Below are 22688 nucleotides of genomic sequence, written 5' to 3'. Positions count from 1 at the left end.
TCGAGCACAACCCCTTACCTGGCGTTTTCGATTCTAGTAAGCGGTCGGCGGGTCGGCGATCATGTTTCAGCGCTTCAGCAGCGGGCCCCACTCGTGATGTGCGACGGCGCTCGCATGCGGATCGCTGGCGTCGGCGTTTTCGGTGAGCTCGACGAGTGCGCGGGCAAGCTTCAGCGCCGCAACGTGGTGACGTTTCGCGGCTTGCACAAGTTCGTTGAAGGCATGCTCGACGTCGTAGCGGCGAAGTGCGACGAGGATTTCCTCGGCGCTGTCGAGGATTGCGCTGTTGGTATGCCGCCGGGTGGGTACTGGCGCGGTGTTCTGGGTCATGGGTTGTTCCCGTTGACGTGAAGGTCTGATGCTTCCCGGAGTGCCCAGATGACACGATTCTGAACATATTTCTCTGGTCATGACATGCTGAGGCGATGACAGCCGACGCGGGTACCCCTTTGCAGCCGCTGCGCGAGGACTGGGAACGCGCGCTCTGCGTGGTTGCCCATCCCGACGACATGGAATTCGGTGCGTCCGCGGCCATCGCGCGATGGACCCGCCAAGGCAAGCGCATCGTCTACTGCATGGTGACCAGCGGGGAGGCGGGCATCGACGGTATGGCTCCGACCCAGGCCGGTCCTGCCCGCGAAGCGGAGGAGGTCGAGTCGGCCCGCATCGTCGGGGTGGACACCGTGGACTTTCTGCGGTGCCCCGACGGCGTCCTCGAGTACGGTGTTCCGCTGCGGCGGCTCATCTCCGCCGAGGTACGTCGGCACCGGCCGGAGATCGTGGTAACCGGCAACTTTCGCGAGACCTGGGGAGGCGCTGCGCTCAATCAGGCGGACCACATTGCAACGGGCAAGGCGACGGTCGACGCTGTTCGCGATGCAGGCAATCGCTGGATCTTTCCCGAGCAACTCGACGAACTCGAGCCGTGGGGCGGAGTGAAACAGGTGTGGGCAGCCGGTTCGCCCCGGTCGGCCCATGGTGTCGACATCACCGACACCTTCGATTTGGGCGTGGCCTCATTGCAAGCGCATCGCACCTACATCGATGGGCTCGGCTGGGAGCACTTCGACCCGGCACAGTTCCTCGGCTCGCAGTCGCGGCCGGCGGGAGCGCGGATGGGCGTCACCCACGCGGTGTCGTTCGAGGTGTTCTCGATGACCTGGGGCGAGTGAGGTTCCGCGCGTCAGTCCTTAGCGCGACGGGCGAGGACCGATACAGTCACCGCGTCGACCACCTTGAGGGTGCCGGCCAGCAGTGAGTACGGCTTGACACCGAAGTCCGTTTGGCGGATCTCCGCTTGTCCCGACAATTGCCAGGCGTCGCCGGCATCCTCGATGCGCACGTCGATCGCACGGTGACTGGTGGCGCCGTGGATCTCGACGGTGCCGTGCACACGGTAGCGGCCGTCGCCGATTCTCTCGAACTCCTCTGCGGTGAAACGAATTTCCGGGAAGCGTTGCGCGCCGAGGGATTTGAGTGCGTTGGTGCGGACAACCGATTTCTCCGGCCCCGACAGCGGGGTGAGCCCGCCTTCCCCGCGCAACACCCGCAGCGAATTCACGTCGACCACCAACGATGCGGCGGCCGGTAGATCGTCGACCCACCGCAGAGTTGCCCGCCAGCTATCCATCGCGATGGTGAGCCGGTGACCCATTTTTGCGGCCCGGCCCGCGACACCGGTGTGGATGAGTACCTCACCGTTGGATTCGTCGAGAAGCCACTCTCCGCTGGTCATCGCCCGACGATATCGTCGCCGGCTCGGGTCCTGGGCGCGACGTGCCGACGCAATTGACCAGTAGACTGTTGTAAATCTACAATCGTTGTGTGTCTACAACCGTTTCCCCCTCTGGGCTGGACCAGCGTCGCAAGATGATCATTCTCGCGACCTGCTGCCTGAGCCTGCTGATCGTCTCGATGGACGCGACGATCGTGAACGTGGCGCTACCGGCTATTCGCGGGGAACTACACGCCTCGGTTTCGCAGCTCCAATGGGTGATCGACATCTACACCCTGGTGCTGGCCAGTTTGCTGCTGCTGTCCGGCGCCGCGGCCGACCGATTCGGGCGCCGTCGCACGTTCCAAGTGGGGCTCGCGGTCTTCGCCGCCGGTTCGCTGATGTGTAGCCTGGCGCCCACGATTCAGGTCCTCATCGGAGCGCGGATGTTTCAGGCGATCGGCGGGTCGATGCTCAATCCCGTTGCGATGTCGATCATTACGCAGGCGTTCCCCGGACGCCGAGAACGGGCCAGGGCGGTCGGTGTCTGGGGCGCGGTCGTCGGGATTTCGATGGCGCTGGGCCCCATGCTGGGCGGACTTCTCATCGACACCATCGGCTGGCGCTCGGTGTTCTGGGTCAATCTGCCGGTATGCGCAGCGGCGATCGCATTGACCGCGGTGTTCGTGCCGGAGTCACGGTCGGCGGTGGTGCGCACCCTCGACCCGATCGGACAGCTGCTGGGCATCATCGCGATGGCCGCGCTGGTGTACGGACTCATCGAAGGACCTGACATGGGCTGGAGTTCGGCGCGCACGCTGGGGATTTTTGCGGTCGCGCTCGTGGCGGCCGTCGCGTTCATTCGATTCGAGGCCCGCCACCACGACCCGTTCATCGATCTACGTTTCTTCCGCAGCGTGCCGTTCAGTTCGGCCACGGTGATCGCTGTCGTCGCGTTCGCCGGGTACGGTGCCTTCCTGTTCATCATGTCGCTGTACCTGCAGGAGGTGCGGGGGCTGAGCGCCATCGGCACCGGGCTGCTCTACCTGCCACTCGCCGGCGCCACGTTGGTGTGCTCGCCGTTGTCCGGTCGTCTGGTCGGCAGGTTCGGCATCGCACCGTCGCTGATAACCGCCGGTTCGATCACCGTCGTCGCCGGGCTGCTGCTGACGTCTCTCGGCACGGCGACGCCGCTGGTGCTGGTGGCAGTCATGACCGGGGTCTTCGGCATCGGTTTCGGTCTCGTCAACGCACCCATCACGACCGCCGCGGTCAGCGGGATGCCGGTCGACCGGGCGGGTGCAGCGTCGGCAGTGGCCTCCACCAGTCGCCAGGTCGGGGTGAGCCTCGGCGTGGCGCTGTGCGGCAGCGTGGTCGGCGCCGCGATGGGCGGCCACCTCGCCGCGGGGTTCGCCGGCTCCACGCACCCGCTGTGGTGGATGGTCGCCGGTTTCGGCGTGGTGATCGTGGGGCTCGGAGCACTGTCGCGTTCGGCTTGGGCGCGCCGCAGCACCGAAAGCATCGCTCACCTGTTGACTGAACCCGAGAACGTGCCAGCTATGGCGGGAGGTGCACGCAATGTCGACTGAAACCGCCGGTATCGACCGCCGGCTCGCCGACGAGACGTGGCGGATGATGATCGCCGTGGTGATGGACAACCGCGACACCTGGCGGCGCGCGGTCACCGAGCGAACAGGTCTGCCGTTCAGCAGGATTCGCGTGTTACGCAGACTGTTGCCGGGACCGCTCTCGATGAAGGACCTCGCCGCTGCGGCCACCATCGACGCGCCGGCGGCGACGGTCGCGGTGAACGACCTCGAGTCACGCGGCTATGTGACCCGCGAGATCGATCCCGGCAATCGTCGCTGCAAGAACGTCACGCTGACCGCGGCCGGGCGGGAACTACTCGCAATCGTGCGGGCCATCGATGACCCGGCCCCCGCTGCGCTGACGGAACTCGACGAAGCGGATCTTGCAGCGCTGCACCGGATTTTGGGTGGGCTTGCGCACCCTGGTCACGATGCCGATCGCTGAGCATCCAATGGGTGACTTCGCCTCTGCTGGCAAAACTCTGCGCCGCCGTCTGGACGGTGGCTGCTGTCAAACTGGCTAGTCACACAAACCTCTTGCGGTCAACTGACTCGATCGCCGAGCGAATTCTATTTTATTACAACGCTTTTACCGTAACGGGGGCATCGATACACCGCTTGCGACAGTCGACAGTCCGCGCAGACAACAGTTGGAAACCTCGAGACTGGCCTCGTTCTTTAGGCTGCGCTGGGCGACTGAAGCCTTGTGTCATCGAGCGCGGGGACTATGTCTCGACCGCGTCCGCGTCGCTCATAACGACGGTGTAACAACTCGTTACCTTCGATTGATAATCGGTTGGTGCTACTCACCGCGGCGGGGGGCGGAGCCGGCCGGAATTTCTGCACGAATCTTCCGCACATGAACGACCTCAACATGTGAAGGACGAGAACTATGCGTAACAAAGTGGGAATCGCAATAGCAACTGCGTGTTTGTCCACGCTGATCGGCGCGGCAACTGCGGAAGCTGCCCCGGCTTTCGATCCTGGCACAAAACTGGTTGTCACCAGCGCAGACGGGCGGCAGGCATCCGCGCTCGTATCCAGCCGGATGTCGCCGGTCGTCGAATCCCCAGCCCGCGCGGAGACCGCCAGCCAGCGGAACGCGCGCTTGAAGGCAGGCGATTACCTCGACATGTCGGCATTCTCCCGCAAGGGCCTGATCGAGCAGTTGGAGTACGAAGGGTTTTCGGCCGAGGATGCTGTGTACGGGACTGACAGCCTGAACGCGGATTGGAACGAACAAGCGGCGAAGAAGGCACGTGATTACCTCGACATGTCGGCATTCTCCCGGTCAGGGTTGGTCGACCAGCTCATGTACGAGGGATTCACGCGACAACAAGCCGAGTTCGGCGTCAGCCAAACTGGCCTTTAACAGATTGCGACGGGTTGATCGTGTTGTTGTTCAGGCACTTCCGGCTCAGTGAGCCTGAACAACAACACACTCACGCGCATACACCTTGTTGTCACCAACTCCGGCAGTAGTTCGGTGTCGGGAAGGTGACCGTCCCGCTACTCGATGTAGGCGTTGTCATGGCGGGCGATCCACTCGTGTCGCGGTCGGATTGACGCGAACCGGCATCTACCACTACATCAGCGGCAAAGACGAACTACTCGAACAACTCGTCCGCGGCTTCACCCTGGTCACTGCTCAACACCTACAGCAACTGGCTACCGAGACCGATCGCAGTGCGACGCTGCGGCTGCGTGAGGGCGTGGTCGCCATGGCCACCAGGGTCGCCGAGCACCCACAGCGGTTTCGGCTGCTGTTGACCAGTGAAGAGGCATTTCCCGAACCGCTCGCCAAACAGCACCGCAAGGCCCGGCGCGCCACGTTGGAGGCGCTCTCGGAACTGATCTCGCAAGCCATCGGGGAAGGAACCTGCCGCCCGGTCGATCCGGAATTGGCCGCGTTTTCCCTTGTGGGCGTGGCGAACTGGGTCGCCTTCTGGTACCCGAAACAAAAATCTGCGCCGGCCAGCCCGGCGCAGGTCGCCGAGGAACTCGCCGACATCGCGCTCCGCGGCGTGCTGAGCGACCGCGCGAGCAACGGTGAGAGTGCCGTCGGTTCCGCGTTGGCCTTCCTCAAGGAAGATGTTCAGCGCTTGGAACATCTGCTGAACCCGCCGAGCACCTAGAACTCGACGATGGCCTGATTCGCATCAAGTCGGCTGCGTGCACTGTTGGACCAGACCGTGTTCCCGCATCGATCCGCCAAAACTACTGCCGCGTCATGGAATTCGCGGGCGACACCACGGCGCCCGAGCAAGGCAGCGAGATCTCCCAACACCGTGTCTACCGGTCCCACAACGAAGCAACCGGTGTCCGCTCCGGCCAGTTGGCCCCGGTAGTGCGCGAGTCGCTCGAAAGCCTCACCAGCCTCGGCAGTTTCACAGAGTTCTACGACTGCCATCCCGCGAACGGCCAGCAACAGGGAATGAAAGAAGTCCTGACGTACCGGGCGAATGGCTCTACGGAGTGCACGTGCCTCTTCTCTGCGCCCCGCTGCACACATCGCCAGCGCTAGCGGATCTTTCACCGCGTCGTCGGCATCGGAGACGATCGCCGTAAGGGGGCCGACCAGATCCGCCAGTCGGCCGGTAGTCACGGCGAGGGTGAACATCGACAAACCCAGGACGGCGTCCGCGTCGTGCATGTTGGCCAGAGTGAAATGCTGATGCGCCTGCACATACGTGGCCGCGGCGCGGTCCGTGTCACCCTGCACGTGTGCCTGCATCGCATGCGCCATGAGATTGACCGCCCGCGCCTGCCCCCATCGATACCGGTCGGCGAGGGTGTCCATCGTCGACAGATGAGCCGCCGCTGTCTCGATGTCCCCAACAACCGCGGCCAGGCGTACGTGTGCGAAATGGCCGATCAGCCCGAAGACCTCGGTGGCGCAACGAGGGGACAGTCGAATGAGTTCGTCGGCGAGCGCGCACCGTTCCGCCCGTGCAGTGCGATTGTGCGACAGCGCCAGGTAGGCATTGATGGCCAGCCCACGGGTGGTCGGATCGGCAATCTCGTCGGACAGCCGAACCGCCTCGACGGCCGCACCTCGAGCGTCCTCGTCTCGCTCGCCATAGGTTTCCTCGACCAGAACGGCCAGCAACCTGCACCGGGTGCCCACGGGTAGGTCTGGAATGGCTAGGCATTCTTGCACGGCATCGACGACGAATTCGTCGACGGTTCCGTACCTCCGAGTTATCCACGGAGTTGGTGTTTCCCAGGCAAGAAGAGCCTCGACAACCAGGTCTGCGCGGTCCGCCGCGCGGGCCAAGCTCAATGCCTGCAAACGGGTCGCACGCGCCTCCTCGAGTGAACCATCGGCCAACCGTGCGCTGCTCAGCCGACACAGCACCCGAACGCGCGCTGCCGTGTCGGCTGCTGGCATTCGGGCAAGCGCGCGGTCGGCGATCTGCAGATTCTCCGCGATGACGTCGTGCGAGAATCTGGTAGCCGCGAGATCGGCTGCCGCCAGCGCATATTCGACGGCTTGTTCGGCGTTTACGGGGGTCAGTGCCTGGCCGTGATGATGAGCCAGCGCGCTCACGTCGTCGGGATGCACAGCGTGCACGGCGTCGGCTATTCGACGGTGCCAACGCATACGGCGCAATCGGGGAATATCGTCGACCAATGTCTCTCGCACGAGCGAGTGGGTGAATGTGACAGTGGTGTCGGAGATGTCGAGCAACCCGGCAAGCATGCCCGCGTCGAGAGCGTCGAAAACGACTTCTTCGTTCACCTCGGCTGCGTGCAGCACCACCTCGATGTCTGCCGTGCGGCCGATCAGTGCGGTCAGGCGCAGAATCGACACAGCGATGTCCGGCAGTCGATGGAACCGCCTGCGCAGGACGTCTCGTACGCCGGCGGGTACCGCCGATGTCGCGACCAGGGCGCCCTCGCTGCGCATCAGGCGTGCGCTTTCCCGGAGGTAGAACGGATTGCCGCCGGTGCGGTCCAGCAAAGTTTCCATGATTGCTGGGGCAGGGGTGACCCCTGACTCCGCTTGCACCAACCGCGTCGCGTCCTCGACGGGCAAACCCGACAGTTCAATGCGCAATGGATCCAATGGCGCCAGCGTCGCGAGGGCGCCCGCAAAGTGCCTGCCAATCTCCTCGGGCCGATACGACACCACGACCAGCACTGGCGCCGTCGAAGCCACTGTCGTCAGTAGGGTGAGCGTCTCGGCGTCTGCTCGGTGCGCATCGTCGATGAAAACCGCCACCTGTTGGATGCGCGCGAGGTCGGCGAGATCCTGGACAAGACGCTGGTGCAGCAGAAACCGTGACTCGTCCGTTTCTTGACGCAGCGGAGGTGTCACCGCATTGTCGACGAAGACGTCGAGTCCGGCGCCGAAGCCGACCTGCGTGGCGGACAGGCTACGAATTACCTGTACCCACGCCCAGGCGGCCGGGGCGCCATCGTCCTCTGGACATTGTCCCGTTGCTACCAGCCAGTCCTCGCCGTGGGCCGGTCGAGCCGGTGCCGTGAGGAATTCAGCCAGGTGCGCGAGCAAGGCCGATTTTCCGACACCCGCCGAGCCGCTGATCAGACACACGCTTGAACGCCGACGTTCCGCCAAATTGAGCACTGCACCAATGTGTTCCGCACGGCCGAGCAACTGCGCTCGACCGTCGGTGCGGTGGGGCTGCGGGGCATTGCCGTCGGCTGTGGTGATCGGGCTCTGTCGAACGCGAATCGGAATCCGCTGCGCCAGAACATCTGCCTCGAGTTGGGCCAATGCCGGCCCCGGATCGATGCCCAGTTCGTCGGCGAGCGTGTTGCGTGCCCGCCGGATCGCGGCAAGCGCATCGCCCTGGCGTCCGCTCGCGTAAAGAGCGAGCGCAAAAAGCCGCCACGACTCCTCGCGTAGCGGATGTTCGTTGCACAATCGATGGCCGACGAGTACCGCTTCAGGTGCCTCGTCGCAGTCGAGTAGTGCCTGGACGAGTCGCTCGCTGGCGACGACGCGAAGCTCCTCCAGCCGGGCTGCCTCCGCCGCGGCCCAGGATGTGGAAGCGAAGTCGGCCAAAGCGTGCCCACGCCACAGCGTCATCGCTTCACGAAGGTGATTTCGTCGACTGGCAGGGTCCGCGATTTCGGTAGCGACGCTGACCATCTGCTCGAACCGCCAGGCGTTGACGTCGGCGGCCGACGCCGTGATCGCATACCCGGGCGCCCGGCTGACCAAGACCGTGGCGGGGGACCTGGGCGGCCGATGCGGTTCGAGAATCTTCCTGAGATTGGAGACGTAGGCCTGCAGTGCAACCAGGGCTCGTCGCGGTGGCTCACCGTCCCAGAGGTCCTCGCACAATCGATCGACCGACACCACTTGGCCTTGGGCTACCAGCAGCAACGCGAGAACCGCACGCTGCTTTGGGCCGCCGAGATCCAAGAACCGCCCGTCGACGTCAACAGCGTCGAAGGGTCCAAGGATCCGCAGGTGCACCATGACGCTGGCGAGTTTAGGACATTTCGTGCAATTCGCCTCAAGCTAGCGGGTACGGCCGCTCCAAGTGATTTCCAAGTGGCGTCGATCAGAGTGAATCGTCCAAGAACGCCAAGACACTGGAGCGACCATGACACTGACAGCGCAAAGCCGGCCCGACACCGACGAAATGGTGATCGTGCACAACGTGTTTCGCGTCAACCTCGGCGCATTGCCAAATCTCGTTCGCAACGTTGCCGACGGTGATCGCCGGCGCGCAGAGGTGTTGGTTTGCTGGCTGACCGAACTGCTCGACGGTCTCCATCATCACCACACCGGAGAAGACGAACTCATGTGGCCCATCCTGGCCAATCGCGCACCGGCCGATACCGCGCTCGTCCTGCAGATGGAGGAGCAACACGGTCGGATCGGGTCGTTGATGGCGGTCGTCCGCGAGCAGTCGACTGCCTTCGCTGACAGCGGAAGCCAGGGTGCCGGAGACGACCTCGCCAACTCCCTCACGGAATTGAATCTCGTCCTCGACGAGCATCTGCGTGCGGAGGAAGAACGCATCCTGCCGATCGTCGAAACCCACATGACGAGAGGCGAGTGGCAGGCACTCGCTGAGCGCGGCAACTCCGCAATCCCGAAGAACCGTCGACTGGTCTTTCTCGGCTACATGCTCTACACGGCTACACCCTCCCAGCGCGCACTGCTCATGGCCTTGTTGCCCCTGCCGATTCGGATCCTGTGGCGAATTGCCGGCCGTCGTGCCTTTGCCGCCGACTACCGAGGCATCTACGGAACCGCGCCGCGGTGGTAGAACGCCTCACCTCATCTTTTGGGCGGAGACGCGCGGAGCCCGTCGACAACGACGGCGAGGATGCGGTCAGCACGACCCGGACTCGGTGAGTCGGCCACGGCGGTCACGAGGCTTTTGAGTAAGGCGATGAGGTCGTCGGTGGTGATATCGCCGCGTACTGCCGAGCACTCTTGCGCTCGGTGGAGCAGCACGGACATCGCCTCGTGTAGCGCCTCTCGCAGCGGCCCCGGAACGGCTATGGCATCGGGTAGGTCGCGCTTGGCCGCGGCTTCTTGGGCAACGCGGGTGAGGAATCCGAAGAAGGCCGCGCCGGGCTCGTCATCGCTCGCGCGGTGGCGAGCCTCGGAAACGAGATCGCTTACGCGGGCGGTCACGACGGCCCCGAACAGCGCGCTTTTGTCGGGAAAGTGCCGGTACACAGTTCCGGGCCCGACGCCGGCGCGGGCGGCGATGTCGTCGAGGGGTACCGCGAACCCGGATTCGGCGAAAGCCTCACGAGCGGCGGCCAGAATCCGGTCTCGGTTGCGTCGAGCGTCTGCACGCAGCGGTCTGTCGCTAACCATTGCTAACCGGAGCGCACGTTCCGTATTGTGTAAGCGGAGTCACCGTTCCGATTATAGGAGGTAGCGATGGTGCGCAGCCCACGCGAGATGGTGGAGCAGGTGTGTCGCATGGTCGCCGGTGAGGGAGTCGTCTTTGCCGACTTGTTCGCCGAGGACGGGACGCTGGAATATCCGTTTCCGTTGCCTGGTCAGCCACACGAGCTAAGAGGGCGGAAGGCGATCCGAAGCTATTTCGATGCTGCACCGTCCGCACGCGAACTGTTCGACATTGTCGACGTGCAGGCTGTCGTTCACGACACCACCGATCCAGAAGTCGTCGTTGCCGAAATCGAGCACCACGGAAGGTCATTGGTGACAGGGGAGTCGTACCGCTTCCGTGCCGTAGGCGTGATCCGAGTGAGCGAGGGGCAGATCGTCTCCTACCGCGACTATATGGACCCGCTTACCGCCGCCCGGCTCCTCGGCCGCAACAGCGAAGTGGTTGCGGCGCTAACGGATTGAACGTCTCGTCTACCTCCTGAGCGCGCTTTCGCGGGTTTGCGAGGGTGTTTCGCCGTATCGGTGGCGGTATGCGGCGGCGAAGCGTGACAGATGGCCGAAGCCCCATCGGTAGGCGATATCGGTCACCGTTTCGGTTGTCCCGGCGTCGAGGAGTTCATCTCGGACGCGGGTGAGCCGCAGTGACTGAATATAACCTTTCGGAGTAGCGCCGATGTTGTCTTGGAACGCTCGTTGCAGCGACCGCACGCTGGTCCCGACCTGCTGTGCGATATCAGCGACAGTTATTGGGGCATCGAGGTTTTCGTCGATGTAAGCGAGCGCTCTCCGCATAGTCGAGTGGTAGACCGGGGCCGCGGGTTCCCGCAGTGCTGACAGGAAGTTGTGCGGTTGAGCAAGCAACAGTCCTGTCAGCAGCGTGTCCTGCCAACTCGAGGCCGCGAGCGGATGTTGGGTGAGGCCGCTGCCGTTGTCCAGATCGCGCAGCAGCACATCGAGCGACGAGTGCCAGGTGGCCATCACGGGCGTAGTGAGGTCCACGGCAAGGTCGAAGACGATCGACCCGTGTATCGGACGGCCGAGCATGGCTTCGACGCGCCGGTCGAGAGCACTCTTTTCGATACGTAGGTGCAACTGCCGGTAGCTGGCGTCCATGTGCATAGCTGCGCGCATTCGCGGTGAGAGAAGCGCTCCGGTGACGTGGTCGAGGCGAGCGCGCTCGTTGCTGACCTGTCGGTGGTCGGCTCCGGCGGTCAGCTCCAGCCTGTTTGTTCCCCCGATTGCCAGCATGAGGTCGTAGTAGTCGATGCGATCCAGGATGTCGACGTCGACGTCGACGCCTTGGTCGAGGTAGACGAGGTCGATGTCGCCAAATCGGGTGGCATTGACATGGCCACGAAACGACGCCGCAACCGTTGTGCTGGCGGGCTGAATCTGGTGCGCGCTCAGTAGGTTCGAGGCCTGCTGGCGGAACTCATCGACATCGTCAGTGGCAAGCACCCGGTGTCCGGCCAACGGGCTGTTCATCAACGCCTGCCCGTGTGCTTTTGTGCATCGATACTGCTCATAGCCACCTCGACCGACGTTGTCCACCCACTGACGTGACCGGTGGAACTTTCAGGGTAACGCGGCGGGCATCGAGGGTCGGGCGTGTGGCCCGGCAAATCTGGTGACGCGTTTCGGCTGAGCCTGTCGCGTCCCGGATAGCGACGTGGATCACACCTTCTTAGCGTCAGGGCACGAGAAATTCCTGCGAGTAAGGAGCTGGCGTGGTCACCGATTTCGATGTTGCCGTTGTGGGGTACGGGCCGACGGGGCTGGTGCTGTCATCCCTGCTGGGCAGGGCCGGGCACCGGGTCGCCGTGTTCGAACGGTGGCCGGGTCTCTACGGCCTGCCGCGGTTGACCCATATCGACGGCGAAACAGCGCGCATAGTCCAAGCCTGCGGCGACGTGGAGTTCGCGTTGCGGGATGCGTCGGCAAAAGAGTGCTACGAGTGGCGCAACGGTGCGGGCGATTTGTTGATCGCGGTCGATTGGTCGGGGGAGTCGAGCGGATTCGCGGCGCACTACTCGATGTACCAGCCGGACATCGAGTCGGCGATCGACCAACGCGTCCGCAGCTACCCCAACGTGGAGATCAATCAGGGCGTTGGGGTGGTGGCCGTGGAGACGGAGCCAGATCACGTCGCGCTGGTTATTCGGCCGTGGTCGCGCGATCGCGACGAGCAGTGGTCTGCTGGTGCGCAGGACCGCAAGGTGACCGCACGATACGTCGTAGGCGCTGACGGCGCCAACAGTTCCGTTCGCAACGCTGTCGGAATCGGACGCCTCGATCTGGGCGTCGACGATCGCTGGTTGAACCTCGACACCGAATGCCTGCACCCGCTCGGACCGGATTTCGAGGTTACCCGGCAATTCTGTGATCCCGCCCGGCCCAATATGTTCATGCCAATTGGCCGTAGCCGCCAGCGTTTCGAGGTCGCGGTGCTGCCCGATGACGACGCCGACGAAATGGAAACCGAAGACTTCGCGTGGCAGTGGTTCCGGGAGCGGCACGGCCTCGGACCGAGCGATCTGCGCATTCTGCGGCAAATCATCTATACGTTCTCGGCGCGTACCGCACAGTCGTGGCGGCAGGGCCGGGTGCTCCTTGCCGGCGACGCGGCGCACACCATGCCGCCGTACATGGGCCAGGGGGCGTGTTCGGGCATGCGTGACGGCATCACTTTGGCGTGGAAGCTCGACTTGGTGTTGACCGGTCGCTCGGGCGATGAACTACTCGACACCTATGAAGCCGAACGCCGACCGCACGTCGAGGTCATCCAGCACTGCGCGGTCGAACTCGGGAAGGTGGCAAACCTCAAAGATCCCGCCGCGGCTGCGGCTCGCGACGCCGCGTTCCAGCGAGGTGAGATTCCACCCCTGCCATCGTTTCCCACGATCACCGCAGGCGTTATCGCCACCGCACCGGACCGCTCGCCACAGCCGCTGGCCGGAACGTTGTCGCCGCAGGGCGTCATCTCGGCGGACGGACGCGTGGGACGCTTCGACGATGTTCTCGGGTGGGGGTTCTCAGTCGTCACAATGCGCGATCCGCGCACAGTTCTCGATGATGACCAGCTGTCCTTCCTGACCGAACTCGGAGCGATCATCGCCACCCTGGAACCAGATTGCCCAGGCTCGTTCATCGACGTTGCCGATACTTACCGAACGTTCTTGAATGTCAACGGCATCGAGGTATACATCGCACGTCCGGACTTCCACCTCTACGGCGCTGGCTCATTGTCGCAACTGCCCGATCTCGTCGACTCGCTGCGGAGCGCACTGTTTTTCCAGCGAGAGTTTCTCCAGCAAGAGTCGACAGCGGACGCGGATCTGGTGGCGCAATGACCGCCCGAACCGTCACCGACGAAGCGGTGGCAGTAGCGAATACTGCACACTGGCGGGCCATGCCAGTGTCGCGACTCCTTGATGGCGGGATGCGTTATGCGGATATTGTTGCGATGCAACGCAGCAGTGCGGCGGGTCAGCCGTGGGACCAAGCCGCCGAAGCGCTGGGCCGCGAGCGCATGGCAGCGGCCGAGGCCGCCCTGACGGCTGGGCACACCATCACCGCGTGCGACGTATTCCGCGCCGCCGCAGCGAACTTCCTGTTCGCGCAGATGGCCATCAACTTCGACACCGACCGCAAACGCGAACTGTACGACGCATTCTCGCTCGCCGTCGCGAAGGTAGCCGCCGTCTCCGCCAACCGTTTACACAGAATCGAGATCCCGTTCGCCGGTGGGCGGCTGGTCGGCTGGCACATGCTGCCCGAGGACCCACCGAAGGGCACGGTGATCGTCTTCGGCGGCCAAAGTGGCTGGGGGGCAACCTATCTTCGCTACGCTGATGCGCTGGCAGCGCGCGGCTTGGCTACCGTGCTGGCCGAGGGGCCGGGTCAGGGAGAAAGCCGCTTGCGCTACGGCATTTACCTCGATGTCGACGTTGCTGCCGCCTACAGTGAATTCGTCCGGTTTGCCGGATCCTCGGGAACCCCGGTCGGGATCTGGGGAAACAGCGTGGGTGGACTGTTCGCTGCCCTTACCGCCGCGCGCGATCCCGACGTTCGCGCGTGTTGTGTCAATGGCGCCTTTGCGGCACCGCGATTGCTGCCGTACCGGACCTTCACCGAACAAGCAGCGGCCATGCTCGGCACGACCGACGAGGGAGCGATCAACGCCAACTTCGCCCGCCTGCGCTTCGACCCGCACACGCACACGATCCGCTGCCCGCTGCTGGTGTTGCACGGCGGTGCGGACCCGCTGGTCGAACTCGACGACCAACAACCGTTCCTCGCCGGTGCGGGCTCTACCGATGCCACACTGCATGTCTGGGACGACGGCGAACACACCATCTACAACCACGCCGACGAACGCAACGACCTGGTTGCCGACTGGTTCGCCGACCGCCTGTCCGCCGACACATCGCGGACTCGGTGAGCAACATGAGAAGGGGTGCACCAGTTGCGCTTCGAGCATGAAAACCTGACGCAGCGGATCTGTTTCGGGTCCGGTAGCGCCCGCACGCTGCTCGCCGCCGAAGTCGAGCGACTCGCCGCGGAACGGGTGATGCTGATCGCGTCGGCGCGTGAGGCTGAACGCGCCGGATCCATTACCGCGGGCCTGCCGATCGCGCATCGCCACAGCGAAGTGCGGATGCACGTGCCGGTGGAGGCCGCCGAGCACGCTCGGGCGTGCGCCGCCCGGCACGACGTCGATGCGCTGGTCTGCATCGGCGGGGGCTCGGCGATCGGGCTGGCCAAAGCCGTCGCGTTGGCAACAGGGCTGCCGATCATTGCCGTGCCGACCACCTATGCCGGTTCCGAAGCGACCACCGTCTGGGGGATGACCGACAACGGGCGCAAGACCACCGGCGTGGATGCGCGCGTGCTGCCGCGGGCCATCGTCTACGACGCCGAACTCACCCTCTCGCTCCCGGTGGCCATGAGCGTGGCGTCAGGGCTGAACGCGTTGGCGCACTGCGTGGATGGTATGTGGGGACCCCGTGCCGACCCGATCGATCAGGCGCTCGCGGTGGAGGGGATTCGTGCGCTGTGGATCGGCCTGCCTGCGGTCGCGGCAAATTCACGCGATCTCGCCGGACGCGAACATGTGCTGTATGCCGCGTATCTGTCGGCCGCTGCGTTCTCGTCGGCCGGATCTGGTCTGCATCACAAGATCTGCCACGTCCTCGGCGGGGCCTACAACCTGCCCCACGCGCAGACCCACGCGGTCGTGCTGCCCTACGTGCTCGCCTACAACGCGCCCGCGGTTCCGCACATCCAACGTCGGATCGCGGCCGCGCTCGGCGCCTCCGACGCTCTCGACGGGCTCCAACGACTGCGCCGCCAGCTCGATGCGCCGAAAGCACTGAGCGACTACGGTTTCCGGGAGTCAGATATTGACGAGGCCGTGGCGGCCATCCTGCCCGGCGTGCCCGACAACAATCCCCGCCAAGTCACCGCAGAGGACCTCGGCCACGTGCTGCGCGCCGCCTGTCGGGGCAGCGACCCGGCCACCATCAGTCAGCCCATCGAAAGTCAGCCATGAACAAGCACACCTGTACCGACGACCCGAACCCCACGCAATCCGTCACACCGGAACAGACAGCCATCGAGCGAGAGTTGGTCGAATCGGTGCTCGCGTCCTTCGCGAACACACCCGACCCGCGGCTGCGCGAGGTGATGGAATCGCTGGTCCGCCATATGCATTCCTTCATCCGCGAGGTCCGGCTGACCGAGGGTGAATGGAACACCGCGATCGAGTTTCTCACCGCCTGCGGACATATCACCGATGACAAGCGCCAAGAGTTCATCTTGCTCTCCGACGTCCTCGGTGCGTCCATGCAAACCATCGCCGTGAACAACCAGGCATACCGCGGCGCCACGGAGGCAACGGTGTTCGGTCCCTTTTTCGTCGACCACGCTCCGCGCATTCCGCTGGGCGGCGACATCGCTGGCGGCGCAGCGGGCGAGCCGTGCTGGCTCGAGGGCACCGTCACCGACACCGACGGCAACCCGGTTCCGGGAGCCCGCATCGAGGTGTGGGAAGCCGATGAGAGCGGCCGATACGACGTGCAATATCCCGACGGTCGGGTCGCGGGCCGCGCGCACCTGTTCACCGACGACGCCGGTGCCTACCGATTCTGGGCGCTGACCCCGACGCCGTACCCGATCCCGCATGACGGCCCCGTCGGCAAATTGCTCGCTGCCGTCAATCGCTCGCCCATGCGCGCCTCGCACCTGCACTTCATGGTCAGCGCCGACGGGTTGCGCACGTTGGTGACCCACATCTTCGTCGCCGGCGATCCGCAACTCGCTATCGGTGACTGCGTGTTCGGTGTCAAGGACTCACTGATCACTGACTTCGAACGGCAAGCCGCCAGCTCGCCGACGCCCGACGACCGCGACCTCGGTGCCCGCAGCTGGTCACGCGCACGATTCGACATCGTCCTTGCGCCGGCGAGCGTCGGACGCTGAAAAGCGTTGTCCTACTTCGCTTGTTCGATAGGCACACAGTCGTGCAGGCAGCTGGCACTTGTCGACGTCGATTCGGCCGTCGCCTGGCGGTGCAGCACCGCACGCGTGGGGATGACTCGCAGCGAATCGTCGGCGGGCATGCCGGTGCCGTCAACGATCAACGTGTAGCCCCCCGGTGCACGTGGGGGCCAGATGAGGGTGACGTCGCGGTGGCTTGTCACGTTGTTGCGGGTGTGCCGTCCGATCTCGCCGACCTCGAGGGCTCCGTCGGTGAAACCCGGGCTCACAACAACGGTGTGAACGCGGTAATCGTCACCGACGGTAGCCAAGTACGCGTAGTCGAAGTCGGCGAGTGAGTCGGCCAGCTGTGCAAGATCCACCTTGACGCTCATAGTGTCATCCTAGGTTTCGTCGTGTCCGGCGCTAACACTCGCAGCGAAGTTTGCGCGGGCGACACTTGCTACGGGCAGTTCACGGTGTACTCCCAGTTCGTCGACGTTCCGCCGGTCACCCGCACAACCACCACCGAGGCAGAACCCGGCGGTACATGTACGACCAGCGAGCCCACACCGTTGTTGATCGCATTTCCGACCCATCCGGTCGAGGCGATCTGACGATCTTCGTAGAACACATCGATGAGGTCGGGGACGTCCTCGGTGTCATAGGTCAAATTGAACGAAACGGGCCCGGTGCGACCAATATTGTGCACGGTGGTGGTAACGCCATCGTGGCCGGACTTGGTCGACGCTCCGCACCCCTGCGCCGGCGCATTCTGACCGGGACCGCCCAAGCCCAGCAGCAACAAACTGCCGGTGCCGAGAATCTGGCTACCAGTGCCGAGCACGCTGCTACCACCGTTGAGAACTGCGCCTACGCATCCGCCCGGGTCCTGGACACAACCTTGAGCGATGCTGCTGCCGCCATCGATTACAGCACTGCCGCTGCTACTGCCGCTGTCGGCAAACGCCGCTGGGCTTCCGCTAACTACGCCGGCAGCGAGCACCAACGCAAAAGTTGCGGCGCGACGGACGTTCGACAACAACATGGGGATTGCCTTTCTGTAAAGAAGCCGAAAGGGCTCGAACCGGGGTAGCGGTTCCGCAACATTCGGCCTTCGTTTCGGTAACGCCCGACTCTAAATAAGCCCTCGCCGCGAGCACTATCTCTCGAATGAATTACAGATCAGGTGAATTACAGATCAGGGCCTATTCCGATTCGAAGTCGTCCGATGCGTTAGCCGCTCACCGGTACTTTCCGCGTTTGCGGTCTGGATTCCCGGGGTAGGCGGTGGCGGGACATTTTTCCCATTGACTCCAGAAGGTGCCGTAATGGTCCAGCACGATAAGGACGCCTCCCCACAGCCGTCGGCACGCCGCCACGGCGCGGTGATCTGGCCAGAGCCGAGCCCGCTTGCCAGCTGGTGGCAACGAATCATGAAAGGCCACGATGTGAGCGAGCCGGGGACGGACAAAGCCGGCGGCTGAACCGTCGGTCAACCGACGGACGAAGCGCGGGTCGGCCGTAAAGCCTACCCGCGCTCCGTGATTCAGGCTAAGTGTTCACTGCCTTCCGGATGTGGCGACTGGTGCAAGCGCACCCAGGAGTTCGTGACAACGTCGCGCCCGTTCTGCATCTTGCGCCATCACTTCCTCGAAGAAGGCCGCGATGTCGTCGTGTCCGGCGTTCTTGGCGTCACGGACATACTGACCGTAGTCGTGGCCCGCTTTGAGCGAGTGGTACTGCACGGAAATCAAGTCGAAAGCAACATCGTCGAAACCCGTTTCCCCGGTTGCCATTGGTAGCTCCTGTTCTTGTCGGCGTCGAATGCAGCCGCAGCCATACCCGCGGAGAGCCGAATCAATCGTTTGTCATGAAGCAAAACGAAGACGCCGGGTCGCCACGGCGAGCCCTCTGATGTTCGACAAGGAAACGAGGGGAAGGGGCGTTTCGAGCGCCCCTTCGCTAAGTCAGAAGTAGTGTCTTCGCCCGCCGACGGCGCGGCCCATGGCGCCGAGCAGGGCCAAGATCAGCCCTATGACGAGCAGGATGATCCCGATGATCCACAGGATGTAGATATGGAAGATGAAGCCGAGGATGAGCAAGATAATGCCGACGATGATCACGGGGAGTCCTTCCGGTGAACGGGTCTGGCGTGTGCCAGTTATGCCGGAATTAATTCCCCAAAAAGCGGGAAATTAGTCATCGACTCGCGGGTGACTTGGTCTGGGTTCGCAACATGTACACCGCGTTTCTCGGCATCGGCTGCGGGTACCTCGCCAGCCATGGCATGAGCCGATAGCCCACCGAACAGATGAAATGAGTGCACCATGTCTACAGTTGTGCGTTTACCGACGTTGGGCCCGTTGGGGGCTTACCTCAATGACCACCTTGCCGGCGCTACCGCTGGCGTAGAACTCATGCGCCGGATTGCGGGCAGACACCACGGCGATATGGGCGCGCGGCTCGAGCGCCTGGCTGTCGAGATAGACCAGGACCGAACAACTCTCATCGCAATCATGCAGAGCCTCGAGGTGCCGCGTCGCCGGTACATGGTCGTCGCCGGCTGGATCGGCGAGAAGCTCGGCCGCGTCAAACCGAACGAGACGTGGTTTCAGCGGTCACAGGTGGGCCCTGTCATCGAACTTGAAGGCATGCAGCTCGGCGTGGAAGGCAAAGCAGCGGGATGGCGATCGCTGAAAACGTTGGCAGCCGAGGAACCACGGCTCGACGTGCAGCAACTGGATGAGTTGATCGGTCGGGCAGCCGAGCAGGTCGCGGTGCTCGAGGAATGCAGAACCAGCGTTGCCAGGGATGCTTTCAGCAACCGGAGATCTGCTGCTCATTGACGTTGCGAGACCGTTGTGGCCACTCGCCCGAGGTAGTTATGTCGTCGTCGGGGTAAGTCTGCAGTGAGATCACGTCGCACGGATTGGAGCATGGCCATGACCTCGCCAGTTACGTCGGGACTCGCCGCGGGGGCGGCCGGTATTACCGCTCTCAATCTCGTCTCGTACCTCGACATGGCGGTTCGCGGCCGACCGGCGAGCAGCGCACCCGAGCAGGTCGTCGAGGCGATAGCCGAGCGACTCGGCGTTGAGATTCCCGGCGAGGGCGAGGTTCGGCAGGCCCGCCTGTCCGCACTCGGGGCGCTGGCCGGTATCGGTGCCGGTGTGGCTGTGGGCTTGGGCGCTGCGGTCGCGCGCCGCGTCGCCTGTCGGCCGAACACGGTTGCCGGCGCGCTCGGTGCCGGTCTGGCTGCGATGGCGGCCGCCGATGTGCCAATGGCCGCGCTTGGAGTCAGCGATCCCAGAACGTGGCGGCTGCAGGACTGGATCTCTGATGTCGTTCCACACGTCGCCTATGGGGCCGTGGTCGAATACGTGCTCGACCGCCGCACATGATGGCGCTTGTGGGGGAAATGCATCAGCCCGCGATCAGCGCGTCGATCCCTTCGAGGTTGGCTCGCATATTCTGCTCCCATTCGCCGAGTCGTCGGGCCACGATGCGGCCTTCCTTTTCGGGCATCGAGGCGATTGCGTGGCTCAGTCCAGAGGATCCTGGGCCCATTCGTCCCCAGTGCCGGAGCGTCACCGCATCACGTCCCGGATCGATCTCCCAGCCCCAGGTCGCGGCGGCCCGGCCGTCGCCGCCTTGGACGTCGTAGACCCAGCGGCGACCGTCCTCGACCTCGGTCACAACGCATTCGGTCTGCCACTCACCGATCGCCGGGTTCGTGTTGTGGCCGCGGAAGCGCGCGCCGACGCGGATGTGGTCGCCTTCAAGCCATTCCACGCGCTGCAGCTCGGCGGAAAAGCGCGTCGGTGTGGTGATGTCGGTGATCAGGCGCCAGATCTCGGCTGGGTCGCCGGCGATCCGCTTGGACACTTCCACCGTCGGGCAGTCTCGGTAGCGCATGTGGTCCTTCCGATCTGGAAATTATGGCAGTTAGCATAGTCGAATGAAGGTTGGCGTTGCCATCGAGCCGCGGCTGCCAGGGGCGGTCGAATTCGCTCAGCAAGCAGAACAAATCGGCGTCGACTCGCTGTGGGTGCCGGAGGTGTGGGGTTACGACGCGTTGACCGGGCTGGCCTTCCTGGCTGCGCGGACCAGCACCATCGAGTTGGGCACGTTTGTGGTGCAGCTCGGCTCGCGCTCGCCTGCCTTACTGGCGACGTCCGCATTGAGTCTGCAGCAGCTTTCCGGCGGTCGCTTCCGTTTGGGCATCGGCGTCTCGGGTCCTGCGGTAATGGAAGGCTGGCACGGTGTTCGGTTCCGAAAACCGGTGCAGAGCACGCGGGAAACGATCGAAATCACTCGAACCGTCAGCCGCGGCGAACGGTTGGTACACGATGGTGAGATCTATCCGCTGCCACTGCCGGACAGTGCGGGCCGATCACTGCGACCGATGGTTGCGCCGCAACATGTTCCGGTGTACGTCGCCGCGATGGGACCGGCAAATCTGCGTCTGACCGGTGAGGTGGCCGACGGCTGGCTCGGCAACGCATTCATCCCGGAGTCGGCGGAGGTCTTTCTTGGTCCGCTGCGCGAGGGTGCCGAACGCGCCGGGCGCAGCCTCGATGACCTGACGTTGGTAGCGCCCGTCGCGGTCGAAATCACCGACGACGCCGCCGCGGCCGCCCGCCGGCACGCCGACGGCTACGCGTTCACCATCGGGTCGATGGGCGCCGGCGCACGCAACTTCTACAACGACGCCTTTGTTCGTCTCGGCTTCGGCGACGCGATTGCGCGGGTGGCCGAGCTCTGGCAGGCGGGCGACAAGACTGCCGCTCGGGCGGCGGTGCCGATCGAATTGGGCAGTCACACAAATCTATTGGGCACGCCGGAGTTGATTGCGCAACGAATTCGGTTGTACCAGGACGCGGGTATCGACATGCTGCTGGCAAAGGTCGACGGCCCGTTCGAGCAACAGTTGGAAACGCTCGAGACTCTCATCGCGCTCGTGAGGCGGTCAGTGCGGCGCGATCCGGAGATCGATTCTGTCTCCCAGGTCGATCGTGACCATCGCGGTCCCGGTCGCAGACGCGGTGACGGTGTCTGACACCGCGCCCAGAACGGTGTACTCGCGGTGTGGGGCAAGTCTTTCCAGGCGCAAAGTCGTGCGGCACGGCTTGTCGCCGGCGCGCAGCGTGAGGTCGAGGGTTCTATTTCGAGTCCAAATATGCCGTCGTCGCGGCGGCGTTGGAGCAAGTGTGGAGTGAACTCGACGCTGCCACAGCGGACCTGACCGGATACGATTTTGCTGAATCGCCGCAGGTCTTCAGTGAGCGAATGATCGGCAACGCCATCGCGGTATGGCAACGACATGCGCCGCTGCTGGATGCCTGCTTGCAGGCTCGGCCCTCCGATCCGCAGCTTCGGGAGCTCTGGGACAGGTTTGTTTCGCAGCTGTCGGACAAGCTTGCTGCCTTCATCGCCAGGTTGCGTGATGCGGGTCGGGTAGATCCAGCCAGCCGGGACATCCCGGCCCTTACGCACGCATTGGTCGGCATGACGGTGTGGGCGCTTTACGAGCAGCGGATGGCCAGGACGCCGCTGCCTCCCGACCGTCTCATGAATGCAATCCGCGCTATCTGGATAGCGGCCGCGTGGGGTGACAAGGGCAACTAGCGATTGATCGTGTTGTTGTTCACGCACTTTCGACCCGGTATGCGTGAAGAACAACACACTCGAATGTCAGGCTTCAACTCACTTACGATGGCGCCCGTGACCACACAGCTAACAAAAGTAGCCAAGGGACTGCCCCGAGTTCAGTTGGCTCGCGGGGTGTGAATTTCAGGCCGCGGTTGCGACTGCTGTGTGGAGCAGTTCGAACTCTATCGGGGTGAGCCTGCCCAGCGCGCGTTGCCTACGGCGTCGGTGGTAGGTCCGCTCGATCCAGGACACGATCGCCAGGCGAAGTTCGGCTCGAGTTGACCAGCGCTGCCGGTCGAGCACGTTGCGTTGCAGAAGGGCGAAAAACGATTCCATGGCGGCGTTGTCGCCGCACGCACCGACACGTCCCATCGATCCGTGTAAACCGTTGTGCGACAGT

The 22688-nt window shown here is 64.0% G+C and carries 27 protein-coding genes; 16 read left to right on the top strand and 11 right to left on the bottom strand.

Annotation, left to right across the window (positions count from 1 at the left end):
* Window positions 1-66: 66 nt before the first annotated feature.
* Complete coding sequence (locus FOS14_RS22550) at window positions 67-330, bottom strand: transcription antitermination regulator (protein WP_143773106.1); 264 nt, start codon at window positions 328-330, stop codon at window positions 67-69.
* A 95-nt stretch (window positions 331-425) separates the two neighbouring features.
* On the opposite strand from FOS14_RS22550, the gene FOS14_RS22545 reads away from it, so the two are divergent.
* A complete protein-coding gene (locus FOS14_RS22545; RefSeq protein WP_143773105.1) occupies window positions 426-1172 on the top strand; it encodes a PIG-L deacetylase family protein in 747 nt (248 codons plus the stop codon).
* 11 nt (window positions 1173-1183) lie between these two features.
* Here FOS14_RS22545 and FOS14_RS22540 read toward each other — a convergent pair whose 3' ends face one another.
* A complete protein-coding gene (locus FOS14_RS22540; protein ID WP_143773104.1) occupies window positions 1184-1735 on the bottom strand; it encodes a YceI family protein in 552 nt (183 codons plus the stop codon).
* 134 nt (window positions 1736-1869) lie between these two features.
* Here FOS14_RS22540 and FOS14_RS22535 point away from each other — a divergent pair, with 134 nt between their 5' ends.
* The 4 genes from FOS14_RS22535 to FOS14_RS22520 all read left to right on the top strand — a co-directional run bounded on the left by FOS14_RS22535 (window position 1870) and on the right by FOS14_RS22520 (window position 5438).
* Window positions 1870-3303 carry an MFS transporter gene (locus FOS14_RS22535; protein WP_143773143.1) on the top strand — a complete coding sequence of 478 codons (1434 nt, stop codon included), beginning with the start codon at window positions 1870-1872 and terminating at the stop codon, window positions 3301-3303.
* Complete coding sequence (locus FOS14_RS22530; RefSeq protein ID WP_143773103.1) at window positions 3293-3748, top strand: MarR family winged helix-turn-helix transcriptional regulator; 456 nt, start codon at window positions 3293-3295, stop codon at window positions 3746-3748. Before FOS14_RS22535 ends, FOS14_RS22530 begins: the two co-directional genes overlap by 11 nt.
* Before the next feature lie 486 nt (window positions 3749-4234).
* Window positions 4235-4675 (top strand): Ltp family lipoprotein, encoded by a 441-nt coding sequence (locus FOS14_RS22525; RefSeq protein ID WP_255450531.1) that lies wholly within the window; start codon window positions 4235-4237, stop codon window positions 4673-4675.
* A gap of 190 nt (window positions 4676-4865) precedes the next feature.
* Window positions 4866-5438, top strand: coding sequence for a TetR/AcrR family transcriptional regulator C-terminal domain-containing protein (locus tag FOS14_RS22520; RefSeq protein WP_143773101.1), 573 nt, complete (start codon window positions 4866-4868; stop codon window positions 5436-5438).
* Here the strand turns inward: FOS14_RS22520 and FOS14_RS22515 are convergent.
* Window positions 5435-8755, bottom strand: coding sequence for a BTAD domain-containing putative transcriptional regulator (locus FOS14_RS22515; protein WP_143773100.1), 3321 nt, complete (start codon window positions 8753-8755; stop codon window positions 5435-5437). The two genes, FOS14_RS22520 and FOS14_RS22515, sit on opposite strands and share 4 nt — an antisense overlap.
* Before the next feature lie 127 nt (window positions 8756-8882).
* Here FOS14_RS22515 and FOS14_RS22510 point away from each other — a divergent pair, with 127 nt between their 5' ends.
* Window positions 8883-9554: a hemerythrin domain-containing protein gene (locus FOS14_RS22510; RefSeq protein WP_255450530.1), complete on the top strand. Its 672-nt coding sequence runs from the start codon at window positions 8883-8885 to the stop codon at window positions 9552-9554.
* 11 nt (window positions 9555-9565) lie between these two features.
* Here the strand turns inward: FOS14_RS22510 and FOS14_RS22505 are convergent, their stop codons facing one another.
* The gene (locus FOS14_RS22505) at window positions 9566-10117 is read right to left on the bottom strand and encodes a TetR/AcrR family transcriptional regulator (RefSeq protein WP_143773099.1); all 552 of its coding nucleotides are present in this window, start codon (window positions 10115-10117) and stop codon (window positions 9566-9568) included.
* A gap of 66 nt (window positions 10118-10183) precedes the next feature.
* Between FOS14_RS22505 and FOS14_RS22500 the strand changes: the two genes are divergently transcribed.
* The gene (locus tag FOS14_RS22500; RefSeq protein WP_143773098.1) at window positions 10184-10618 is read left to right on the top strand and encodes a nuclear transport factor 2 family protein; all 435 of its coding nucleotides are present in this window, start codon (window positions 10184-10186) and stop codon (window positions 10616-10618) included.
* A gap of 9 nt (window positions 10619-10627) precedes the next feature.
* Here FOS14_RS22500 and FOS14_RS22495 read toward each other — a convergent pair whose 3' ends face one another.
* Window positions 10628-11641: an AraC family transcriptional regulator gene (locus FOS14_RS22495; protein WP_143773097.1), complete on the bottom strand. Its 1014-nt coding sequence runs from the start codon at window positions 11639-11641 to the stop codon at window positions 10628-10630.
* Between the two features lie 242 nt (window positions 11642-11883).
* Between FOS14_RS22495 and FOS14_RS22490 the strand changes: the two genes are divergently transcribed.
* Genes FOS14_RS22490 through FOS14_RS22475 form a run of 4 tightly spaced genes read left to right on the top strand, consistent with a single transcriptional unit; the run spans window position 11884 to window position 16636 of the window.
* On the top strand, window positions 11884-13506 hold the full coding sequence (locus FOS14_RS22490; protein WP_143773096.1) for a bifunctional 3-(3-hydroxy-phenyl)propionate/3-hydroxycinnamic acid hydroxylase: 1623 nt from the start codon (window positions 11884-11886) through the stop codon (window positions 13504-13506).
* The gene (locus FOS14_RS22485) at window positions 13503-14597 is read left to right on the top strand and encodes an alpha/beta hydrolase (RefSeq protein WP_143773095.1); all 1095 of its coding nucleotides are present in this window, start codon (window positions 13503-13505) and stop codon (window positions 14595-14597) included. The genes FOS14_RS22490 and FOS14_RS22485 overlap by 4 nt, the downstream gene beginning before the upstream one ends.
* Window positions 14598-14612: 15 nt before the next feature.
* Entirely contained in the window at window positions 14613-15707 is a 1095-nt protein-coding gene (locus FOS14_RS22480; protein ID WP_255450529.1) for a maleylacetate reductase, read from the top strand.
* Window positions 15704-16636 (top strand): dioxygenase, encoded by a 933-nt coding sequence (locus FOS14_RS22475; RefSeq protein WP_143773094.1) that lies wholly within the window; start codon window positions 15704-15706, stop codon window positions 16634-16636. The genes FOS14_RS22480 and FOS14_RS22475 overlap by 4 nt, the downstream gene beginning before the upstream one ends.
* Before the next feature lie 11 nt (window positions 16637-16647).
* Here FOS14_RS22475 and FOS14_RS22470 read toward each other — a convergent pair whose 3' ends face one another.
* The gene (locus FOS14_RS22470) at window positions 16648-17028 is read right to left on the bottom strand and encodes a pyridoxamine 5'-phosphate oxidase family protein (protein WP_143773093.1); all 381 of its coding nucleotides are present in this window, start codon (window positions 17026-17028) and stop codon (window positions 16648-16650) included.
* 68 nt (window positions 17029-17096) lie between these two features.
* On the bottom strand, window positions 17097-17681 hold the full coding sequence (locus FOS14_RS22465) for a hypothetical protein (RefSeq protein WP_143773092.1): 585 nt from the start codon (window positions 17679-17681) through the stop codon (window positions 17097-17099).
* 283 nt (window positions 17682-17964) lie between these two features.
* Here FOS14_RS22465 and FOS14_RS24885 point away from each other — a divergent pair, with 283 nt between their 5' ends.
* Window positions 17965-18120 carry a hypothetical protein gene (locus FOS14_RS24885; RefSeq protein ID WP_185981900.1) on the top strand — a complete coding sequence of 52 codons (156 nt, stop codon included), beginning with the start codon at window positions 17965-17967 and terminating at the stop codon, window positions 18118-18120.
* A 75-nt stretch (window positions 18121-18195) separates the two neighbouring features.
* Here the strand turns inward: FOS14_RS24885 and FOS14_RS22460 are convergent, their stop codons facing one another.
* On the bottom strand, window positions 18196-18432 hold the full coding sequence (locus FOS14_RS22460; protein ID WP_143773091.1) for an acyl carrier protein: 237 nt from the start codon (window positions 18430-18432) through the stop codon (window positions 18196-18198).
* Between the two features lie 171 nt (window positions 18433-18603).
* Window positions 18604-18759 (bottom strand): DUF6131 family protein, encoded by a 156-nt coding sequence (locus FOS14_RS24880; protein ID WP_185981899.1) that lies wholly within the window; start codon window positions 18757-18759, stop codon window positions 18604-18606.
* Window positions 18760-18963: 204 nt separating this feature from the next.
* Between FOS14_RS24880 and FOS14_RS22455 the strand changes: the two genes are divergently transcribed.
* Both FOS14_RS22455 and FOS14_RS22450 read left to right on the top strand, forming a co-directional pair.
* Window positions 18964-19482: a hypothetical protein gene (locus tag FOS14_RS22455; protein WP_143773090.1), complete on the top strand. Its 519-nt coding sequence runs from the start codon at window positions 18964-18966 to the stop codon at window positions 19480-19482.
* Window positions 19483-19578: 96 nt separating this feature from the next.
* A complete protein-coding gene (locus FOS14_RS22450) occupies window positions 19579-20037 on the top strand; it encodes a hypothetical protein (RefSeq protein WP_221936756.1) in 459 nt (152 codons plus the stop codon).
* A 22-nt stretch (window positions 20038-20059) separates the two neighbouring features.
* Here the strand turns inward: FOS14_RS22450 and FOS14_RS22445 are convergent, their stop codons facing one another.
* Entirely contained in the window at window positions 20060-20551 is a 492-nt protein-coding gene (locus tag FOS14_RS22445) for an SRPBCC family protein (RefSeq protein ID WP_143773088.1), read from the bottom strand.
* Window positions 20552-20594: 43 nt separating this feature from the next.
* Here FOS14_RS22445 and FOS14_RS22440 point away from each other — a divergent pair, with 43 nt between their 5' ends.
* On the top strand, window positions 20595-21695 hold the full coding sequence (locus FOS14_RS22440; protein WP_143773087.1) for an LLM class flavin-dependent oxidoreductase: 1101 nt from the start codon (window positions 20595-20597) through the stop codon (window positions 21693-21695).
* A 230-nt stretch (window positions 21696-21925) separates the two neighbouring features.
* Complete coding sequence (locus FOS14_RS22435; protein WP_143773086.1) at window positions 21926-22264, top strand: hypothetical protein; 339 nt, start codon at window positions 21926-21928, stop codon at window positions 22262-22264.
* A 165-nt stretch (window positions 22265-22429) separates the two neighbouring features.
* On the opposite strand, the gene FOS14_RS22430 is transcribed toward FOS14_RS22435, so the two are convergent.
* On the bottom strand, window positions 22430-22688 hold a 259-nt coding region (locus tag FOS14_RS22430), incomplete at its 5' end, for an integrase core domain-containing protein (RefSeq protein WP_143768172.1).

Source organism: Skermania sp. ID1734 (genome assembly GCF_007489285.1).
GTDB lineage: Bacteria > Actinomycetota > Actinomycetes > Mycobacteriales > Mycobacteriaceae > ID1734.
The sequence above is the reverse complement of the archived record's forward strand: the minus strand, read 5'-3'. Positions and strand labels throughout refer to the sequence as shown.